The organism is Secundilactobacillus silagei JCM 19001 (assembly GCF_002217945.1).
GTDB lineage: Bacteria > Bacillota > Bacilli > Lactobacillales > Lactobacillaceae > Secundilactobacillus > Secundilactobacillus silagei.
Genome location: NZ_BCMG01000006.1, coordinates 21,060 through 40,355, shown reverse-complemented (window position 1 = coordinate 40,355; position 19,296 = coordinate 21,060). Strand labels below are relative to the sequence as shown.

The following is a 19,296-nucleotide window of genomic DNA, read 5'->3' as shown; positions in this document are numbered from 1 at the left end:
AGAGGAGTAGGTCGGCATGTATATCATTATTAATTTGATTGGGATCATTGTGTTCGTGGCCATTGGTTTCCTGTTTTCAAAGCAGAAAAAGGCCATCAACTGGCGTTCAATCGGTATCATGTTACTGATCAATTTGGCATTAGCCTGGTTCTTTACTAGTTTTTCAGCCGGTCGTGACGCGGTTAAGGCTGCCGCTGATGGGTTTAACTGGTTAGTGCAAGTTTCGTATCAGGGGATCGTCTTCGCGTTGCCGAACTGGGTCACACCAGAATTTGGCGGGACTGCTAAAGCGATGAACTTCGTGACGAGTGCGTTATTGCCTGTCCTTATGATCGTGCCAGTCTTTGATATTTTAACCTATATCGGCGTGTTACCTTGGATCATCAAATGGGTTGGCCGGGGATTATCCTTTATTACCGGACAGCCGCGGTTTGAATCGTTTTTCGCAATTGAAATGATGTTTCTGGGGAACACTGAAGTCCTGGCGATTTCAGGCAGACAGCTTCGGCAGATGAGTGCTGCTCGTAACGTAACGTTGGCGATGATGTCGATGAGCTGTGTCACGGCATCGATTCTGGGTGCGTATACTCAAATGGTGCCAGGGCAGTTCGTTTTGACCGCGGTACCGATTAACTGTCTGAATGCGATTATTGTGACTAACCTGCTTAATCCGGTTAAAGTCTCTCCAGAAGAGGATACGATTGCGACGGTTGGTGCTGAGGATGACAAAGCGGAGAAAAGAGAACCCTTCTTTTCATACTTGGGCGATTCCATTTTAGGCGCCGGTCGGTTGATCTTAATTATCACGGCTAACGTGATTGCCTTTGTTGCCTTAGCTGCTTTAGCGGACAAGTTGCTGGGATTGATCTGGAAACCACTGTCCCTAGAACACATTGTGGGTGCGATTATGTTTCCAGCTGCCTGGCTGTTAGGCTTTCCGGTTCATGATGCGTGGATCTTATCGCAGGACATGGGATTGAAATTGGTCACTAACGAATTCGTAGTAATGGGGAAAGTCGCTGGTAACGTCATTAACGGCTACACACCGCATTTACGCGCGGTTCTCACCGTCTTTTTAACGTCCTTTGCGAACTTCGGTACCACCGGGATGATCATTGGTGCTTTTAAGGGTTTAGTGGACAAGGAAAAGAATGATTTAGTCGCTAAAAACGTTGGTTATATGCTATTATCTGGTATTTTAGTTTCGCTTTTATCAGCTGGTCTAGTCGGTTTGTTTGTGTGGTAGTTGAACGGCGTATCTTACAACGAAGCACTGACTATTTCTAGACAATCTAAGGTTGCGTTAAAAAAGTCATTCGGTTGCTTAATCGAATGACTTTTTTGGTGCTTAGATTAACAGATATGTGTAAGCTCAACCCAATCATCCTTTAGCAATAACCGCTTCGTAATGGTGAATTAACTGGTTGACCTGATGTTCATATTGAATCATAAACGATTGCCGGCTTACTGTCAGCGGCGTATCCGGTTGATCGGTTAAATACTGGTCCAGATACGTACTACAATCAGTCATGTATTGGTTTAACGTATCCGCGTAGGTACCGCCAGAAACTTTATAGCCGTTAATTTTTTGGTTGCCATATGCGACTAGATGATGTTGCAGTGTTGCAACCTCACTAACGGTTACGGGGTCGCTTAACTGCGCACCTTGCTGCTGAATATACTGCCAGAACTGCTTCAACGTTTTTTTAGCAGCGGACTTACTCCCACCATTATGGGTTTTAGCACCGCCAAAGTTATAGTGTGTTTGAAATGCCACGTTGATCGCTCACTTTCTTACTGAATTGAAATTAACGTCACATCTGAAATTATAAGCCACTGCTAACACGAAATAAAGGCTAAGCGAGTTGGCTTAATCAAGTAATTTTTATTGATCTTTAAGCTATAGTTTATGATACAATAATTTTGGATAATTATTTTAATTAACTGATTGAGGGGGAAGATAGCGGATGAAATTATTTAAGCAGGGGAAATTATTATTGACTGGTTTTGTGGTTGCTTTAGGCCTGACTATTAGTTTTGGTACGACCGCTCACGCGACAACTTGGCATAGTGGGACGCCATCAGCATTACGAGGTACGTGGAAAACAAAGTCGATTGCAGTTGCAGGGACGCATACTCGATTTGAAGTTAAAATTGGCAAAAATTCGATTGGTAAAGCTGGCGGATTTGGCGATCCTGTGATGACTAACAACCAAAGTTATCACCACAAGGCCGGCAGTCATTACTATTATGTAAAGGGGCATGAAACGCTTTATACCAATGGAAAAGAAATTTTCTATTATAAATTCTACCAAAAGGGTAATAAAATGCATCTGATGAACTATCTCACAATCAATAATGGTCATAAGTTTTCGCCAGAACATCATTATGGTTACTGGTACTATAAATAAACTGCACAAATAGGTACGCAAAGGAACTGATTCGGAAGAGTCGGTTCTTTTTGTCTGTTTGGAGATTGAAAAATGATGTTAAAATTTTGATTTTAATGTGAAAACTAACTTTTATATTTAAGTATTAAATATAATACACACATTAATAAATATATCTCAAAATGACTTTCATTTAGCCTATACTTTAGCGATATATCAGTATTTATAAATTAAAACTAGACATTTTGAAGCAATCGTTCCATAATGAAAGCGGTTTAAAAAGCAACTTGGTGAAACAAAGTAGGGGGCATTATCGAAAAAAGGCAAAGCTCAATTACAGTTGTAACGCATAAGATTGGTCAGTTTGGGGTAACTATGACAGTCTATTGTTAGCTGTTGAGCTATTAGAAATATTCTACTTACCGCTAACGCTGATTTTTTAAGATATTTTGGAGGAAATAGTATGAAGAATCGCAAAATGAGGTTATTTAATTCAGAGGAAAAGATTCATCGTGTTAAAACATATAAAGATGGTAAAAAGTGGGTAGCTATGGGGATTACTGCTTTAGCCATTGGTACCGGAGCATTTGCAACTAATGCCAATGCTGTGACAGTTAGTACAGCAGACAACACACCTCAAAGTTCCGCTCAGACTACAAAAGCAGCTACTGCAAGTGATTCAAAGACCCAAGTATTATCACAAACGGATACTGCAAGGACAACAGCTACTACTCAGACAAATAAGGTTACGCAATCAACCGATTCAACAGCACTTTCTACACCAGTTGCTGGTCAAAATGTTCAAGAAACACAACCAACTCCAGTGGCTAAGCAGCCAGTTTCAGAAGCAAAAACAATACCAACAGACAAAAACATAGTCACAAAAAAGGCGCCACAAACGGATGCTCAGTTTGAAAGTGCACAAGTTGCTGCTAAGGCCGAGTATGAAAAGACAGGGGTCCCACAAAAATTAACCCGCGTTGATGATACTGGAATTGGTTCAATTAATGTGGAGTATGTTGATGATACTGGCAATGCAATTAAAGATGCCAGTGTAGTTAAATTTGTCAATGGTAAGTCAATTGCCTTGCCGGTAGCAAGTCAGGTCAGTTATTCTGGACCGTTGGAGACTCTATATAATGGCGGTCATGCACCTTCACAGATTCTTGTAGGTGCTGATAAGGTACACTATGCAATTTTAGATGGTACGTCTAATAGCGGATTTGATAACGGCGTACTTATGGGTATTTATAGCGACACACCAATAACTATAAAAGTTGCTTACGCAAGAATGGTACCAGTAGTTCAGCGATTGGTTGATGAGTCAGGTAGGGAACTTCAACCATCTGAGACCACTTATTTCGGAGTCGGTACGCCAGGTCATGAGAATATTGTTGGTGTCGATGCTTCACACCTTGTCGGTTATACACTAGTTGATCCTAATAGAAGTACAATCACCTTTCCAATAAGAAATACGCCATTACTTTTAATCGCTAATTTTGTATATCGGCCCTTAGGAACCGTTGCAGAAGATGGATTAGGTACGACTAATATTACCGTCAAATACGTTGATCAAAACGGACAGTCTATTCAAAATTCCAATGATTATACTAAAAATCAAGGAATCCATTTTGGAATCACTGCGCCTACAATTCCTGGTTATGAACTTGCTGATCCAACACAGACTGTAACAAATGGAACGACTCATGGTAACCAGATGACCTTAACGTTAACTTACAAGCAGGTCAATACGGGTACAGGACCAATAAATAGTAATCCAATAAATAGTAATCCAGTTGAAACGACTACTGCCTCTGACACCACGACTCCTGGTACAAATCAAACTGTAGCACCAACGTCTTCAACGACCACTTCAGCGGAACCAGTTATGCAAACTTCTGAAGGAACAGCTACGTCAGCTGAACCGGATACCCGAACTCAGGGAACAATGACGTCAACACAACCTGACACTGTTAAGAGTGGTCAATCGACTGCTGCTAAAAAAGGTCAAGCCGTTCAAAATGCCAGTGTTGTGACAGCTCAAAGTGCTGCTGGTAGGGCTGTTGTAACGAAGATGGTATCACAGAATAATAATGTTCAAAGCACCAAAGTTCAAAGCAGCAAAGCTCAGACGTTACCACAGACTAGCGAATCAGCTTCTGCAAGTTTGATTGCCTTGTTGGGTATGAGTATTCTTGGCGCTTTAGGTATTGATGTAAAGAAACGCAAGCATGAAAATTAAAATGGTGATAGATTAACAAAGTTTTATGTAGAGTCCTAAAAAGCCCCGTTCATTTATGGATGAACGGGGCTTTTGGATGTGTTAGATTTAACTGACTTCACTAGTATTGACGATTATTGTTCTAAGCACACAAGAAGAGGTCATCAAAATTTTGATGACCCCTCTTTTAAAATTATTTATCGTCAGTTTGTTTTCTTCTAAGACCGAATAAACTTAACAGGCTAATCATAATCAAGCCTAAGAGACCAGTTGCTTTAGCTTGATCAGATTGTTCATTAGTTTGTGGTAACTGACCACTGTTATTTTGAACCGTTTCTTTTTGAGTCATTGTTGATTGACCTGGAGTTGCTATTGAATTTGATGATTTCGTCATCTGTGGTTGGTTAGTTGTTGACAATGGGACTACTGCTGAATGCTGTTCAGTAGTTGACTGACTGCTATTTTGAGATTGGCTGCTACCTTGATTCGTTGATTGTGTTTCAGCTTCAGGTATAGCGGTAGCGTTACTTGAACCCGTTGTGATGGCCGATGGTTTTGTGCCATTCGTTGAATCTGTTGTGTCGGTCAATGTGGTTGATCCATCATTTGAATCATTGGTAGTTACTGGTGTTACCGTATCATCATTAGCATCAGTTGTAGTTGCTGGTGTTGTTGGATTTGATGGGTTAGTTCCCGTTGATCCACCGGGTTGATTATTAGGTTGATTATTATCAGGTTGGCTTGAGATTACCGTGTAGGTGACATAGCCGGCATCACCGGAACTAGCCTTAGGATCGTTTACAGTAATCGTATTGTCGGCATTAACTGTTGCAGCTACTGTGGATTTATCAGCAGTGTAACCGTTGATTGTTGGTACGGATACATTGACTGTATCGCCAACTTTACCCGTTACACCGGCAACGGTTTGGTTACCTTGGTTAGAAGGAATCGTGACCGTGGCTGTAACTGGGTCTCCTGTATAGGTGACGTAACCTGCATCGCCAGTTTGAGCCTTAGGGACGTTAACAACGATGGAGCCATCTGTATTAACCGTCGCAGCGACTGAAGCTTTGTCAGCCGTATAGCCGTTAATTGTTGGTACCGAAACTTGGACCGTATCGCCAACTTTGCCAGAAACGTTAGTAACAGTTTGATTACCCTTGTTAGAAGGAATCGTCACCGTGGCCGTTACTGGATCACCCGTATAGGTGACATAGCCGGCATCGCCAGTTTGAGTTTTAGGCGTGTTAACCGTGATCGTACCATTGGGATTAATCGTAGCTGCAACCGCATCTTTATCGGCAGTATAGCCAGTAAGTGATGGGACAGTTACGTTGATGGTATCACCAACGTGCCCCGTGACATTAGTAACGGTTTGATCACCTTGATTGGAGGGAATGGTCACCGTGGTCGTCACCGGATTGCCCGTATAAATTAAATTGACATTGTTTTCACCGCCAGCTGTTAAGGTTACGAATTGCGGTGAGGCTAAGGTATACCCTTGAACAGTTGGGACTTCATACGCCACTGAAACGGGGTTGTTGTTAGTATCGGTCGTTGGTGCAGCAGTTCCTGATTGATAAAAGGCGATTACTTGTCCAGGGGTACCGTTGATCCCTGATTGACCAACGCTGGGCTGGTTACTCGTAATGTTTAATTTAGCATCAGCAGGAACGTAAGCGTAACTGTTAATAGTGACATTGTAGGCAGCCTTTGAAGCAGCTGTCGAAGCGGTGACACCCAGTACGTAGTTTTTACCCATTTGCTCAGGCTTAATAGTTTGGGTGAAGGTTTTAACCGAATTACCGTTAGTATCTAAAATGTTAGTGACTAATTGTTTAGTATCAGCTTCGTATTTGACATCAAAGGTGTAGGTTAAGTTACCAGTTGTTTGAGTTGCCGATGGTACTGCTACGCCAGTATCATAGACGCCACCAGTAGCTTGACTGCTGGCAGAACCTGATTGATAGATTACCCAGTGATGGCTATTAGTATTGGGTGCACCATCTACCGTTAATGGTGATTGACCAAGCGCATTCGTTGAAATGATGTAACTAATTGTGCCAGCAATCGGTTGGGCTTGATCATCAGTTTGAACTAATCCCATACCGCCACCGGTTGCGCCTTTGGTTAAAGCATCATTAGTGGAAATTGGCTGAAAGGCGACTGCCATACCATCGCCACCGAGCCAAGAGCCCATACTAGGGTCCCAGTTAACGTTAACAGTGGCGTTTAAACTAAAATCACTATTAAAATCAACGGCGTCTTTAGCAATCACAGCAGCGTTTTGAACGTAATCAGGATCGGTTGGTATAGTTAGATTGGCGGTATTGCCATTGATCTGAGGGGTAGTTGGACCACCGTTACCACCGGCGACAAAGTGTTCCGCAATTTGCTGCCCTTCAATTTTAACCGGTGAGCTGTTCCCAGTTTTCGTTGGATCAGTGGAGGCGGTACCTGACTGGTCAGTGGTGGCGACGATTGGATTTGTTTCGGCTGTTGGCGCTTCTGGTTCTGGTGCCGGTGCGGCAACTGGATTTACAGTGGCATTTGTTGCAGGGGTTGCTTGGGGTTCAGCAGTTGTTGAACCAGTTGGGGCATTTGACGCAGTATCGGTCCTAGCATTTATGGTTTGCCCCGATGTGTTATTGGACGAAGCTCCGGTATTACCTGTATTGGAAGTTGCTACATTAGCGGGTGTTTCCGCATTATTTGCTGATGCTGGAACGGTCTTTGTTTCCGTGCTTGTTGCGGGATCAGTGGCTGGTTGCGATTCATCAGTTCCGGTATGCTGCAGGTTTTGACTAGTTGCAGGGGTTGCATCGTTAGTCGTTGTCTCCATTGCTTTTGCAGTAGTACCGGTGGCTAATGAAATACCAGCAAGGGTAGCAACAGTCATGCCCATGATGGCCCATTGCTTACCTGCTTTATATAGTTTGACAGTATGTTTCTCTTTTATAAATGGTGACTTTAAGTTATTTTTTGACATCGTAAAATTGTCCACTCCTTTTTAATTTAGCTATCAGCATCCCAATAATAGGGTGTGATGACAGTACCCCTCCAAAAATAATCATATCATAAAATATCAGTAATGTAGGTGGATATGCTCTAGATTTAAAGGCTTTATTTTTACCGGCAATAGTTACTCTAAATAGGGCAGTGATAGTCGTTAATTCGACTGCAAAAAATGACCTGATTTCATTTGAATTTAGAAATCAGGTCATTTTGGGTTAAACGATATTTACTTGTCTAACTTTTTTCACTTTCAGAATATGACTGTACTTTATTTATCACCAGTCTGTTTTCTTCTAAGTCCGAAGAAACTTAGGAGACTCAGCATGATCAATCCCAAGAAACCAGTTGTTTTAGTCTGATCAGATTGCTCATTAGTTTGTGGTAGTTGACCACTGGCATTTTGAGCGGTTCCTTTTTGACCAGTTGCTGATTGACTTGGAGCGGTTACTGAATTGGATAATTTAGTAACCTTAGCCTGACCAGTTACCGATGATGCAACTGTTGCAGCGTGTTGTTCAGTGGTTGATTGACTGCCACTTTGAGTTGCGGATTGTGCTTCAGGAACAACTGTACCTTTACTTGAATCTGTTGAGATCGACGGCGTTACTTGACTATTCTTTGACTTCTTAGTAGCTGTAGGCGCTGCTGTGTCATTACTTGAATCCGTAGCAGTTGTAGGTGTCGTTATATCGTTATCTGAATCCGTAGTAGTAGGCGTTGTGGTTGGCGGTGTTGTCGTATCCGTTTGGGTAGTCTCTGTGGTTGAACCACCTGGTTGATTATTATCATCAGTTGTTTTTATCTTAGTATAGGTAACATAACCCGCGTCGCCAGTTTTAGCCTTAGGCGTGTTTACGGTAATCGTGTTGTCATCATTGACAGTAGCTGGAACCGTTGTTTTATCTTTGGTGTAGCCAGAAATGGTTGGAACGGGAACGTTGATGATCGTGTTAACAACACCGGTTACCTTAGAAACGGTTTGATTACCAAGGTTACTTGGAATGGTAACGGTTGCTGTAACCGTTTGTACTTTAGCATAGTTTAATTCAATGTTATTGACACCGCCGGCAGTTAACGTGATGAACTGTGATCCTGCTAGCGTATAGTCAGGAACCGTTGGCACTGCATAGGCGACCGAAACGGCTTTACCATTAGCATCAGTCGTTGGCGCTTGAGTACCAGCCTTATAGAAGGCAATGACTTGGCCTGGCGTACCAAGAATACCAGACTGTTGAACGCTAGGCGCGTTGGTAGGCAAGTTACTGGTAATATTTAATTTGGCATCGGCAGGGACGTACCCGTATTTATTAATTTTTACTATATATGCAGCTTTGGAATCAGCAGAAGCGGCCGTAACACCTAAAACGTAGTTATGGCCAATCTGATCAGGACCAACTGCTTTAGTATATTTTTGAACAATATTATTATTACTATCTAAAATTTCAGTGACTACTTTATTGTTATTGGGGTCATTAGGTTTATCAGTAATATAATTTACGTTAAAAGTGTAAGTTATGCTACCAGTTGATCCGCCCTGCGGTGTTGAAATTTTAGTATCGTAGACATTCCCAATAGCATCAGTGCTATTAGAGCCGGATTGATAAATTACCCAGTGACTATTCCTATTATATGGTTTGCCGTCAACCGTTGCAGGGGATAAGCCAATAGCGTTAGATGAAACGATATAGCTGATCGTACCTTTAGTATTTGGAACTAATCCCATATAACTGCCTTGTTTAGCTTTCAATATGGCAGTATTAAGGTCAAGTGGTTGAAAAGAAACAGCCATTCCGTCACCACCGAGCCAACCCATACTAGGGTCCCAGTTAACGTTAACGGTGGCATTCAGATTAAAGTCAGTCTTAAAATCAACGGCATCATTTGCCACTACCGCACCATCTTCAACATATTTTTCATTCTTAGGGTTAGTTAATTGAACGGTATCACCAGTTATTTCAGGGCTAACTAAACCATTAGAATTACTATTAGAGTTACTAATGATTCCTATAGTATCGTCACCCATAGGATCTATTCGTTTACTGCCACCAGTCGTGAACTTATCCGCAACTTCTTGGCCACTGACTTGAACGGGATTATTGGTCTCGGTTTTAGTCGGATCAGTCGATGCATTACCCTTGGCATCGGTGGTTTTAACGATTGTATTAGTTGCAGTCGCTTGAGGTGTTTGAACCGGAGCCGGTGCTGGTGCAGGAGTAGGTGCTACTTTTGGATTGGCTGCTGCAGCTGCATTTTGCTTGCTATTAGCTGAATTAGTTGTTGGCGAAGCATTTGTAGTATTAGCGTTTGCTGATCCCGTTGCACCATTTACTGCATTTGCAGCAGGTTTCGCCGGTGTCCGCAACGTTGCGGTATTTGATGGCGTGTTGGCTGCACTTTGACTCGTTTCTGGTGCTGCATCCCCAGCCGCGTTGTCCGCAGCTTTTGCAGTGGTGCCAGTAGCCAATGAAATGCCAGCTAAGGTCGCCATGGTAATCCCGATTGTTACCCAGCGTTTTCCTTGTTTGTAGAGCCTAACAGTGTGTTTATTTTCAATAAATGGTGATACTAAATTGTTTCTTGACATAGTAAAATTGCCCCTCTCCTATTTGAAACTTTCAAACAAAAATCAAAAACTATAACATTTACCCTCCACTGGTGATACTAACACCAAGTTATAATTATCACAAGCTATAATTAGGCGATTATAGGTGAAGTTAATCATGAAAAACTTACGAATAATCTTAATGTGTTCAGGTATGTCAGTAAAACTGTTACTGCTAGTGGATTAAGGTGGTGTGGTAAGAAAAATTTTGGCGTGAAAAATAGATTTAAAAATCAATGCTGATTGAGTCACATTTTAATAACAACTGCTCTAAAATGACGACTGGTTTCTATGAAAGATTGCTTAAGTTACCTTGAGAGAAACAATGGACATCTGCTATGCTGAATGTAGAAATGATAAAGGAGCAAGTAATATGGCAAAATACCTGACGTTTGATGTTTATGGGACGCTGCTAGATGAAGCGCCATTATATGAAACGGTTGCCCAAATTGGAAAAAGCATTGGTGTGAATCCGCAAACGGCTAAACAGCGGTTTATGACTTATCAAGCTAGTCGCGACAACATGCATCCGTACCTTGATTACACCGTTTTATTACGGAACAACCTGATTCATCTGGATTACACGTTTAACCTTGAACACAAATTCGAAGAACACTTTATTGATGTTTTACAGGCACATCGGGAATTAAAACCGTTTCCTGAAGTTGTGCCGACCCTTAAAGAATTGCGGAGTAGGGGGTATCAACTGATCTTGATGTCCAACTCTTCGTGGGATATCATTACGGCAAACGCTAAAGCGCTGGTTGTGCCAACTGATATTTGGCTGGCAGAAGATGTTCACGCCTACAAACCGGATCTGCATTTCTTTAAAGCAGTGGCCGACCACTATGGTTTTACCGCGGATAATCACTGGCATATCGCTGAAGGGTATCCCAGTGATATTGTGCCGGTACATGCGATGAAATCACCATCGATCTGGGTCAATCGAATCAATGCCAAGGCAACTTCAGTTCAACCGACCCATGAAGTAAAAACGTTGGCTGAAGCATTGCAGTATCTACCATAAAATAATTATCGAAACAAAAACGGAAGTGCTTTTGAGCGCTTCCGTTTTTGTTGCTTATTCACTGCCCTTAACTGGACGTTCACCAAAGTTAATTTTGCCGGATAAGATTTCGAAGTAGTCTGCTAGTGATGAGAATGAATTGTCATTGCCACTACCGCCACCACCGTTATGGTAAAAGTGGGCTAATCTAGCCAAATCATCTTGATAAGTAGCACTGATTTGACGGCTGTAATTGTTACCGTGGGGTGATTTATCATCGGACTGGTCTTGAGACTTATGCACGGCGTCTAGTTCTTGAAGCTGGCCAGGCAGACCGTTTTTATTAGAACGTTTGTTATTAGCGTTCTGACCATAACCCTGATTAGTTTCATGCTGATCATCATCTGCAGAATTCTTCGCGTCATCGTTATGTTTAACGAGGTCGTTCAAGCGGTTCAATGCTGGCATCGTGTGTTGCACAAACGGGTTGCCAGAGCCTGATTCTACTAAATGCACAAAGTATTCCTGAATCTTAGGGGTGAAGATCGTCGCTTCTTGGATGCTTGACGAAAGCGTTTGATACCCCTGCTTACTGTGCTTAATGATCGTTGAACTCAGCATTGGTTTGATGAAATTGCCAATCCTGCCGGAAACGATCTTAATGTCGATTAGGTGATTGTTGGGACCAATGTAGTTAATGATCGCGCTGCTCAAAGTGTTTGGCATTTTAGCAGCTGACGTTACAGTAGGAACATTGTTAATGGTGGCCTTCGGTGTAGTGGTGCTGGGACCATTGCTTGCTGTGCTGGATGACCCGTATTCAGTTGTTTCTGAATCAGCCGGGATCGCAGCCGTTTTGTGATAGTAGTAGTTGACCTGTTTATTAACCGGGTCGAAATTACCACTGGTTGCGCCAATGATGTGGTCCAATTGGTAGCCAGCAATTGGCTGAACACTGGTCTGGTATTGACCGTCTGGGAAGATACCATGAACAACGTCAACCGTGCCGATCGTTATCGTTTTAAGCACGGCGCCAGTTGCCTTATCAATGTAGTTGACGGTCACAGGTGAGTTGCTTAGATATTCCTCAATGGCGTTTTCACCATGGTTCGGCATAGTACCTTGAAAGATGCCCATGGTAGAAATCAAGGTATAACCAGGAACGTGACTTGGCGTTGTTTCAATTGGGTCACCAGGGTGCTTGGAACTGGCCATTGGCGATTGCTGCTGATGCAGCGCAGTCGTGGTTAAGGGGATACCTGTTGGCCCAGTATAAGCTGGGTCTTCAGTATAGTAATAAGTAATTTGAATCGGATTGGCATCGGTCGCTGAATGAACTAGCTGACCGAATTGACCAGTGGCATTACCCTCAACGTGGTCAAAGGTATAGCCGTTAAACGGAATTGGAAAGTAATCCGTTTTGTAGCTGTCGCCCGCAAATTGATACTTGGAGTTTAGCTTGTAAGACCATAAGAGCTTATCGGGATCGTTGACGTCAACGTACTTCACGTCTAAGCCGGCCAATGGCGTGTACGTCAGGTTAACTGTCTGGTTGCTAGCGGAGAAAGTCGCCGGCACGTCGGTTGTTGGGTCGCCAACGTACGCGTAGCCCGGTATGGCCACTGCGTACTGGGCCTTGTCACCAGTGTCAGCTGTAGCGGGATCAGGCTCAGAGGTGTGAATCGTTAAGCTGGTGACGTGGTGATTATTAACTAAAGCTGGTGATGAGGATTCCGCGCCGTCGAAGGTAATCGGCTGACGATTGGTGCTGTCGATGTATTTGAAAGTCACTGATCCGGTTACCTCAAGTGGTGCGGCTACCGCGGTGACCGTTTGCGGTTGATGGGTTTGCTGAAAGATTTTGGCCGCTGCCTGTTTTGCAGCGGTGAGTTTGGCTGCCGTTGCTGCCGGTTTGGTGGTTTCACTGTCCGTAGTTGATTTCGTTGAATTGGTAGCTGAAGAGTCCGTGGTACTTTTTGTCGGTTGGGTGGTCGCAGAAGAACTGGTATCAGGTTGACTTGAACTACCGTTGCGTAGTGGGACTTCTTGATTAGTTTGGGTTTCAGAAGTCGTAGCTGCCTGCGTGGTCTGCGTGTCTGAACTCTGAGTAGTGGACGCAGTGTCAGCCTGAACCTGCTGAGCTTGAAGGGTACTCAAGAGAACGGCTGAAAACAGGCTAGTGAAGAACCATTTAGTATTATTTTTCATCGGAACTGTCACCTCCCCAAAACGGTTGTGCATTCGGATAAAATTCGATCAACTTGGCGTGCTTGGTGGCCAAAATAGTATCGGCTAGTTCGGCCCAATCTGGTGCGGTCGGAGGATCTTGCCAAATAATTTGCGGCTGCTTGACCTTGGGTGAATGGAAATCTGAAATATAAATATCAGTTTCGGGCTTCACGACCTTGTCGATGATCAAGTGGGCGTGATTGAAAGAGTCTAGTGATTGAATCACATAGTCCGTGTATAGCGAGCCCTCCGAGAAATCAACGCAAATGTGTACCTGGTCTTTCATCAGCTCCGGTGGAATCGAGTTGATCAAGGCAAACATATAACTAAAGTAGAGGTTCACCGCCATATCGCTAGTCAGGTGTAAATCCGTTCGCTGCTGCAGCGAGCCGATCATCTTGCGGATAGCGATGTCAAAAGTTGGGTACAAGTCGGAGAAAAATTTCATCTGGTTGGGATTGATAAAGGTGGTGGGTTCGATATAAAACGTGGTGAACTGTAAATGGATCTGCAGTAACCGACTCCAGAGTTTATCGGTGTTCATTAGTTTGGTATCCACTAAGACGTTCTCGTGTAAAATGCCATCCATGAACTGTTTTGACAGCTGGACCACGCTTGGAAAGGAGGAAGCAGTCTGGTTTTGAATCTTGCTGCCTAAGTAGCCTTGAGAAATCAAAAAATTATACAGGTAGTTAAACTCGGTGCTAGATAGGGTGATTTGATCCGCAAATAACGTTTTAAGTGATTCAAATAACTGTTTGCCACGGTCGTCTAGTTTAATTTGTGCCAAGGCGGCGTCTGTGATCTCATGCTGATTAAAGATTCGCAGCAGCCAAATCCTGAGAAAAGTGGATAATTTGGTTTCGGACGTTGGCCCAACTTCAACTGGCAGTACGTGATAAATTTGCTGAATGACCTCTGTAATTAAATCATTAATGGACTCAAAGGGTTCCGAAACGCTGTTGTACATGGTGTAGTACAGTTGGAACAGATGGAGTCGGATGGTGAACTCCCGGTCTGAAAAAAGTGAACTGGGCTGGTAAAAATGGTGTTTTTTAAGCGTACGTTCTAAGGATTCCAGTGCCCGGTAAAAAACGGATGAACTGAGATAATTGGCGGTAATAAACTCCCGTTTGGTATGCAGAGTGTCGTAGAAAAATTGATATTCCAGCGCCATCATGAATGGCGAGCGGTTTAAGTAAACGAGGGCAATTTTTTGCAAAGTAAACGTGTTGAGTCCAAAGGCTTTCCAGGACGAATTGGGGGCGTCATCAATGTAGCAGGGGGTGCCCTTCGATACGGCCGCTAGATCCGTGTTGATTTGATCAAAATACTTATGAAACTGATAATAAGTCAAGTCAAAGATGTCACCAAGATCACTCTTCGTGATGGTGAAATCAGTGCGAACATTAAATTCCGATAGAATGCGGTAACAAACGGTATCGTTTTTTGTGAAAAGATAATCATAGTTCATTTATCAATTCGCATGATTCACTATTTAAGACTAGTGAATGACATGCAACCCCCTAACTGCTTAACGCTAAAATTTAAATCATTATATTTTAATCGAGTATGAAACAACATGCTTCTAATCACAGTATACCGTATTTTAACCCATAGTTTACCGACTTAGCAGTATTTAAGGTGTACCAACTATTTGGGATTTTAAAAAATTATTTCAAAAAAAAGGAGTACTTAAACGCCAGATTACGGTTGAAGTCGGCAGCGTCATGTTGCCATCAAGTCTGCAGACCGATTTTAAGGCTTAATTAGTGGCACTCTATAGTTAAATAAGTCATAATAAGGACACTAAATAAAAAGGGGATGCTGTTATGAAAGTCATTAACGTTAAGCTGGTTGTGAAGCCTGGAGAGCAGGACAGATATGAGGCATTCATCGATAAGTTAGTTCAAGGATCCCGGGCAGAGGCCGGCAATGTCAGTTATGATCATTTTAAAAAGATCGGCAGCGAGACGGATTATGAAATTATCGAGCATTGGCAAGACGGTGCCGCCGTTGATTTCCATAATGAAACGCCGCACTTCAAGGCCTTTTTGGCAGGTGTGGGTGATTTTCTAACTGAAGATCCCGTGATTACTCGGATGACCTATGGTGAATAGTGGTTTCGTAATTGAATAACTGATTAGAACTCCCGTTACCGCGCTAAGATCTGAATGATTTTAGCGCGGTAATTTGTTTTGTGAAATTATTCTCAATTTCTCGCCTTTTTTTGAAAAAAATGGGAAACTATTTGAGAGTGCTTTAATTGTAATCTATAAAGGTATAGGTTACGCTTGCAATGTAATCAGTATCATTAAAGGTAAAGAGAGGCTTATACTTCAGAATTGATTTGGCATGACTAATTTTTAGACATTCGGTAAGTAGAAATTGGACTAGTTAACTTTTGAGGCGGTAATGAATGCCTAAAGGGGGAATTAATCATGACCAAATATCGTGCAAGCAGACCTGATGCAGAACAAAAGGTGCATTTTAAACTATATAAATCTGGAACTATTTGGGTTGTAATGGGAATTACCACGGTTTCGATGGCATTGTTGGGTGGTCAAGTGAACGCTTCCGCTGAGACTGCAACAACTGCAGCAAGTGAGACAACGACTATTAGTTCCTCGCCTGAAGTTAACAGCATCTCTGGTGATAGCGTTGTTTTAGGCCACAATCAGTCGTCTGCAGCAGACACTGCAACTACTCAGAGTACTGACACTGAAAAGACTGACGATCAGGCTTCAACCCATACTTCAATCGCTACGACAACTGTTTCAGCAGAAGCTCAAGCTGATTCTTCACAAGTTCAACCGGCTAAGACTGTGGCAAGCACTAAAGACACAGCTTCAGAACAGGCAAGTACAGTAACTGCTGACAAGCCAGAAACTGGTGCTAAATCAGAGACTGCTACTAAGCCGGCAATTTCAGAAACAACCTCAGAAGCACTAAAAACGACCAATACTGGCACACAACAAACTCAAACAACCAAATCAAATTCAACTAAACAGTCGCTAAAGGTTGCTGCAGTGCCAACAATACCGTATCCGTTAAAACCGCAGACGTTGCCAGCAGGTACGGTGACTTGGAATCAGACTGGGAATCCCAACGGCTGGCTAGCAAATAATAGTACCATTGGCGGGGTTCAAGTTGATCGTGATTATAACTTAAAGGCTATTTTGGAACGAAGTTATTATTATACGATCAATGATTGGACGGGCCAAGCTAAGGTTAATCCCAATCCGGTGGCTTTTATAAATACGGCTTGGGAGTTTGGAACGCCATTTACAGAAACCTTTTACCGGACGGCGAGTGTGAATGCAGCTGGTAAGATTGTCCTGTCTGACTGGCAGACGGCTGACGGTCAGCTGGCGACGACTTTTAAATATCCCAACGTAACGAGCTTACCCGATATCAAGGGGTACAAGCCAGCCCAGTGGAACCAGGGCAGCCGGGCTGATAGCCCAACGGATTACCCCTATGAGTTGATTGATGTCAAACCATTTAAAATGACCGATTTGAATGGCTGGGATGTGACAAAGGGGGAATTTGGCATTACGGCCCATTCAGACTATGTAGTGACGACCTACCTGCCGGAAAAGCAGAAATGGACGTTAACGTTTATTGATTCCAGTACCAATCAGCAGCTTGATCAGCTTTCCGCTGTGGATCCTAGTGAAATGCCGATCACACCAGCTTTCTGGTCACCGACTAAATCGATTCAATACTTTGAAAATGAAGGTTACCGCTTCATTAGCAGCGATTATCCAACGACCACTTGGTACATGGATACTGATTCAAACGTGACGCAAAACTTTAATTTTTACTTCACGCCCCGAATTGATTATGGCACGGCGACTTCAACGCGAACCATTCATTTCACCAAACAGGATGGCATCACGCAATTAGTGCCAGATGAGATTCAAACCATGACCTACACGACCATTAAAAACGCGGTGAGTGGCAACGTGATCTATGTACCAACAGGAGTTTATAACGCGTTTAATTCACCGGCTGTAGCTGGATATACGCCGGAAATTGCGACTGTACCAATGCTTACGGTGGGTTTATTGTGGGCAGCACCAGAATCAACAACGGTGATTGTGAGATATACGCCGACTGCGCCAACGACGCCGGGAAACGATGGTGGCACTGTTACGCCACCACCCACTACTACGCCAATCACACCACCGGAAACACCAGTGACACCGGTAACCCCAACGACGCCACCAGAAGCAACGCCGTCAACGCCTGAAACGACGGTTACAACAACGTCTAAAACCCAGGTGCCAAATTCAAATGAGTCGCCAAAGTCTAAAGTGACTATGACAACGATTTCTGACAGGAATGCGGTTGTTAGCCGTCAAAAGGGGTCTAACGTTGGCACTCAGGTTAAAGTAGCTACTGCTGCTCATACTGTCCAAAAAGAAATGCCAGCTAACTCAAAATTAGCGCAAACTCATCCAGCAACTCAGAGTCTACCGCAGACCAATGAGTCCGGCGCTTCTGCAATGGCAGTTATGGGAATGACCATATTAACCAGTTTGCTGGGACTGTTCGGTTGGAAACTGAAGCGGCGTCATGAATAAATTTATTTTGTAAAAGCAGTAAACTGTAGCGAATATAAAAGCTCTGATCAATCTGAAAAATTGGTCAGGGCTTTTGTGATGTGAATGCACAAAAACAGCCCGGGGTATACAGGTTACGAGGGGCTGTGATACATATTGTTTCGGCACGTTGCCGAAACAAACCGTTCTCAGTTGCAGTTTCAAACCGGGACATTAGCTTGAAATCGTCGAGTAATGCTGGTTACGTCGGATAACAGTTTGAGGGTTATGGAACACTGTTTGAGGGGGACCAACGCAACTTCTGAAAACGGTCAGGGAAGCCGTAGAAACATACGGGTATCTTGTAACCAGTTCCGTTGAATTGATTACGATGGCATTCTATCAATATTGACTGACAATGGCAACTAAAAACACTTGAAATTTTCAAGCTAATCTTTGGACTTTATTTTGAAATTCAGTACAATATTATTATTCTAAGGTAGACCAATTTCGATAAGCCGATTCACCAAATTCCAACCTAGAGAGAGAAAGTGAAGACAATGTTAAAAAAATTCTGGATAACTGCGATTGTATTGATCCTGTCATTACTGAGCTTAGGGCAAACTACTAAGGCGGCGTATCCCTGTTAATCCATGGCGCTTTGAAACCCCGCAAGCAACGGTTCAAATCAAGACGGGGCCCTATTACACTACGGTTTGGAAACGGGCAATTGCAGCATGGAATGCTAAAAAAGTGTTTAAGTTTAACATTGTAAACGGGCCGGCCCAAATTACGATCCTGCCGGCTCAAGCAAGTGAGACATCGTTAGTCACCCATAATTACGTTGGTGTGGCTTACGTGAATTATGATGCAACCAAGCGGATCACGGCTGTGAAACTGCACCTGATCAATACGCTGCTAACGAAGTATGCTTATACAACTACGCAGCGGGTAAACGTCGCTGAACACGAGTTAGGACACGCAATGGGGTTAGCCCACAACCCGATTAAGCAAAGTGTCATGTACAAAACGACTCGGTATGTAAGCATTCAGCCAGTGGATGTCGTTAACGTGCAGTACCTGTACAGTTTGCCACCGGCTCAATATTTTATGACCACTACGGTGACGGCAACGACGACCAACACTAATACGGATATTGCCAGCGATGCATTGTTTAAGACGGGTTTTAATCGGCAGACAAAGGAAGCTGTACTGGTGCTTTCTGGACAGTATTAATTAGAATTATTATGATGTAGCGGTCATTAACTTTATCATATTAAGTCTTT

Annotated in this window: 12 protein-coding genes; 7 read left to right on the top strand and 5 right to left on the bottom strand. The window is 43.1% G+C overall.

Annotated elements, in window-relative coordinates:
- Nucleotides 1-16 precede the first annotated feature (16 nt).
- Nucleotides 17-1,246: a NupC/NupG family nucleoside CNT transporter gene (locus CES79_RS06545; RefSeq protein WP_089136691.1), complete on the top strand. Its 1,230-nt coding sequence runs from the start codon at nucleotides 17-19 to the stop codon at nucleotides 1,244-1,246.
- Nucleotides 1,247-1,381: 135 nt separating this feature from the next.
- Here CES79_RS06545 and CES79_RS06540 read toward each other — a convergent pair whose 3' ends face one another.
- Nucleotides 1,382-1,777 carry a hypothetical protein gene (locus CES79_RS06540; RefSeq protein ID WP_089136690.1) on the bottom strand — a complete coding sequence of 132 codons (396 nt, stop codon included), beginning with the start codon at nucleotides 1,775-1,777 and terminating at the stop codon, nucleotides 1,382-1,384.
- 190 nt (nucleotides 1,778-1,967) lie between these two features.
- On the opposite strand from CES79_RS06540, the gene CES79_RS06535 reads away from it, so the two are divergent.
- Both CES79_RS06535 and CES79_RS06530 read left to right on the top strand, forming a co-directional pair.
- Nucleotides 1,968-2,411: a hypothetical protein gene (locus CES79_RS06535; protein WP_054654229.1), complete on the top strand. Its 444-nt coding sequence runs from the start codon at nucleotides 1,968-1,970 to the stop codon at nucleotides 2,409-2,411.
- A 442-nt stretch (nucleotides 2,412-2,853) separates the two neighbouring features.
- Complete coding sequence (locus CES79_RS06530; protein WP_089136689.1) at nucleotides 2,854-4,632, top strand: MucBP domain-containing protein; 1,779 nt, start codon at nucleotides 2,854-2,856, stop codon at nucleotides 4,630-4,632.
- A 172-nt stretch (nucleotides 4,633-4,804) separates the two neighbouring features.
- On the opposite strand, the gene CES79_RS06525 is transcribed toward CES79_RS06530, so the two are convergent.
- Together CES79_RS06525 and CES79_RS06520 are read right to left on the bottom strand one after the other, a co-directional pair.
- Entirely contained in the window at nucleotides 4,805-7,600 is a 2,796-nt protein-coding gene (locus CES79_RS06525) for a KxYKxGKxW signal peptide domain-containing protein (protein WP_089136688.1), read from the bottom strand.
- A gap of 294 nt (nucleotides 7,601-7,894) precedes the next feature.
- A complete protein-coding gene (locus tag CES79_RS06520) occupies nucleotides 7,895-10,210 on the bottom strand; it encodes a KxYKxGKxW signal peptide domain-containing protein (protein ID WP_089136687.1) in 2,316 nt (771 codons plus the stop codon).
- 391 nt (nucleotides 10,211-10,601) lie between these two features.
- Here CES79_RS06520 and CES79_RS06515 point away from each other — a divergent pair, with 391 nt between their 5' ends.
- Complete coding sequence (locus CES79_RS06515) at nucleotides 10,602-11,255, top strand: HAD family hydrolase (RefSeq protein WP_089136686.1); 654 nt, start codon at nucleotides 10,602-10,604, stop codon at nucleotides 11,253-11,255.
- Between the two features lie 54 nt (nucleotides 11,256-11,309).
- Here the strand turns inward: CES79_RS06515 and CES79_RS06510 are convergent, their stop codons facing one another.
- Together CES79_RS06510 and CES79_RS12700 are read right to left on the bottom strand one after the other, a co-directional pair.
- Nucleotides 11,310-13,442, bottom strand: coding sequence for a MucBP domain-containing protein (locus CES79_RS06510; protein ID WP_054654217.1), 2,133 nt, complete (start codon nucleotides 13,440-13,442; stop codon nucleotides 11,310-11,312).
- A complete protein-coding gene (locus CES79_RS12700; RefSeq protein WP_133286381.1) occupies nucleotides 13,432-14,937 on the bottom strand; it encodes a BglG family transcription antiterminator in 1,506 nt (501 codons plus the stop codon). Before CES79_RS12700 ends, CES79_RS06510 begins: the two co-directional genes overlap by 11 nt.
- A 358-nt stretch (nucleotides 14,938-15,295) precedes the next feature.
- Between CES79_RS12700 and CES79_RS06505 the strand changes: the two genes are divergently transcribed.
- The 3 genes from CES79_RS06505 to CES79_RS06495 all read left to right on the top strand — a co-directional run bounded on the left by CES79_RS06505 (nucleotide 15,296) and on the right by CES79_RS06495 (nucleotide 19,246).
- Entirely contained in the window at nucleotides 15,296-15,583 is a 288-nt protein-coding gene (locus CES79_RS06505) for a putative quinol monooxygenase (protein WP_054654214.1), read from the top strand.
- Between the two features lie 321 nt (nucleotides 15,584-15,904).
- Nucleotides 15,905-18,052: a mucin-binding protein gene (locus CES79_RS13015; RefSeq protein ID WP_089136684.1), complete on the top strand. Its 2,148-nt coding sequence runs from the start codon at nucleotides 15,905-15,907 to the stop codon at nucleotides 18,050-18,052.
- A 597-nt stretch (nucleotides 18,053-18,649) separates the two neighbouring features.
- Nucleotides 18,650-19,246, top strand: a complete 597-nt coding sequence (locus CES79_RS06495; RefSeq protein WP_089136683.1) for a matrixin family metalloprotease — start codon at nucleotides 18,650-18,652, stop codon at nucleotides 19,244-19,246.
- Nucleotides 19,247-19,296: the final 50 nt, after the last annotated feature.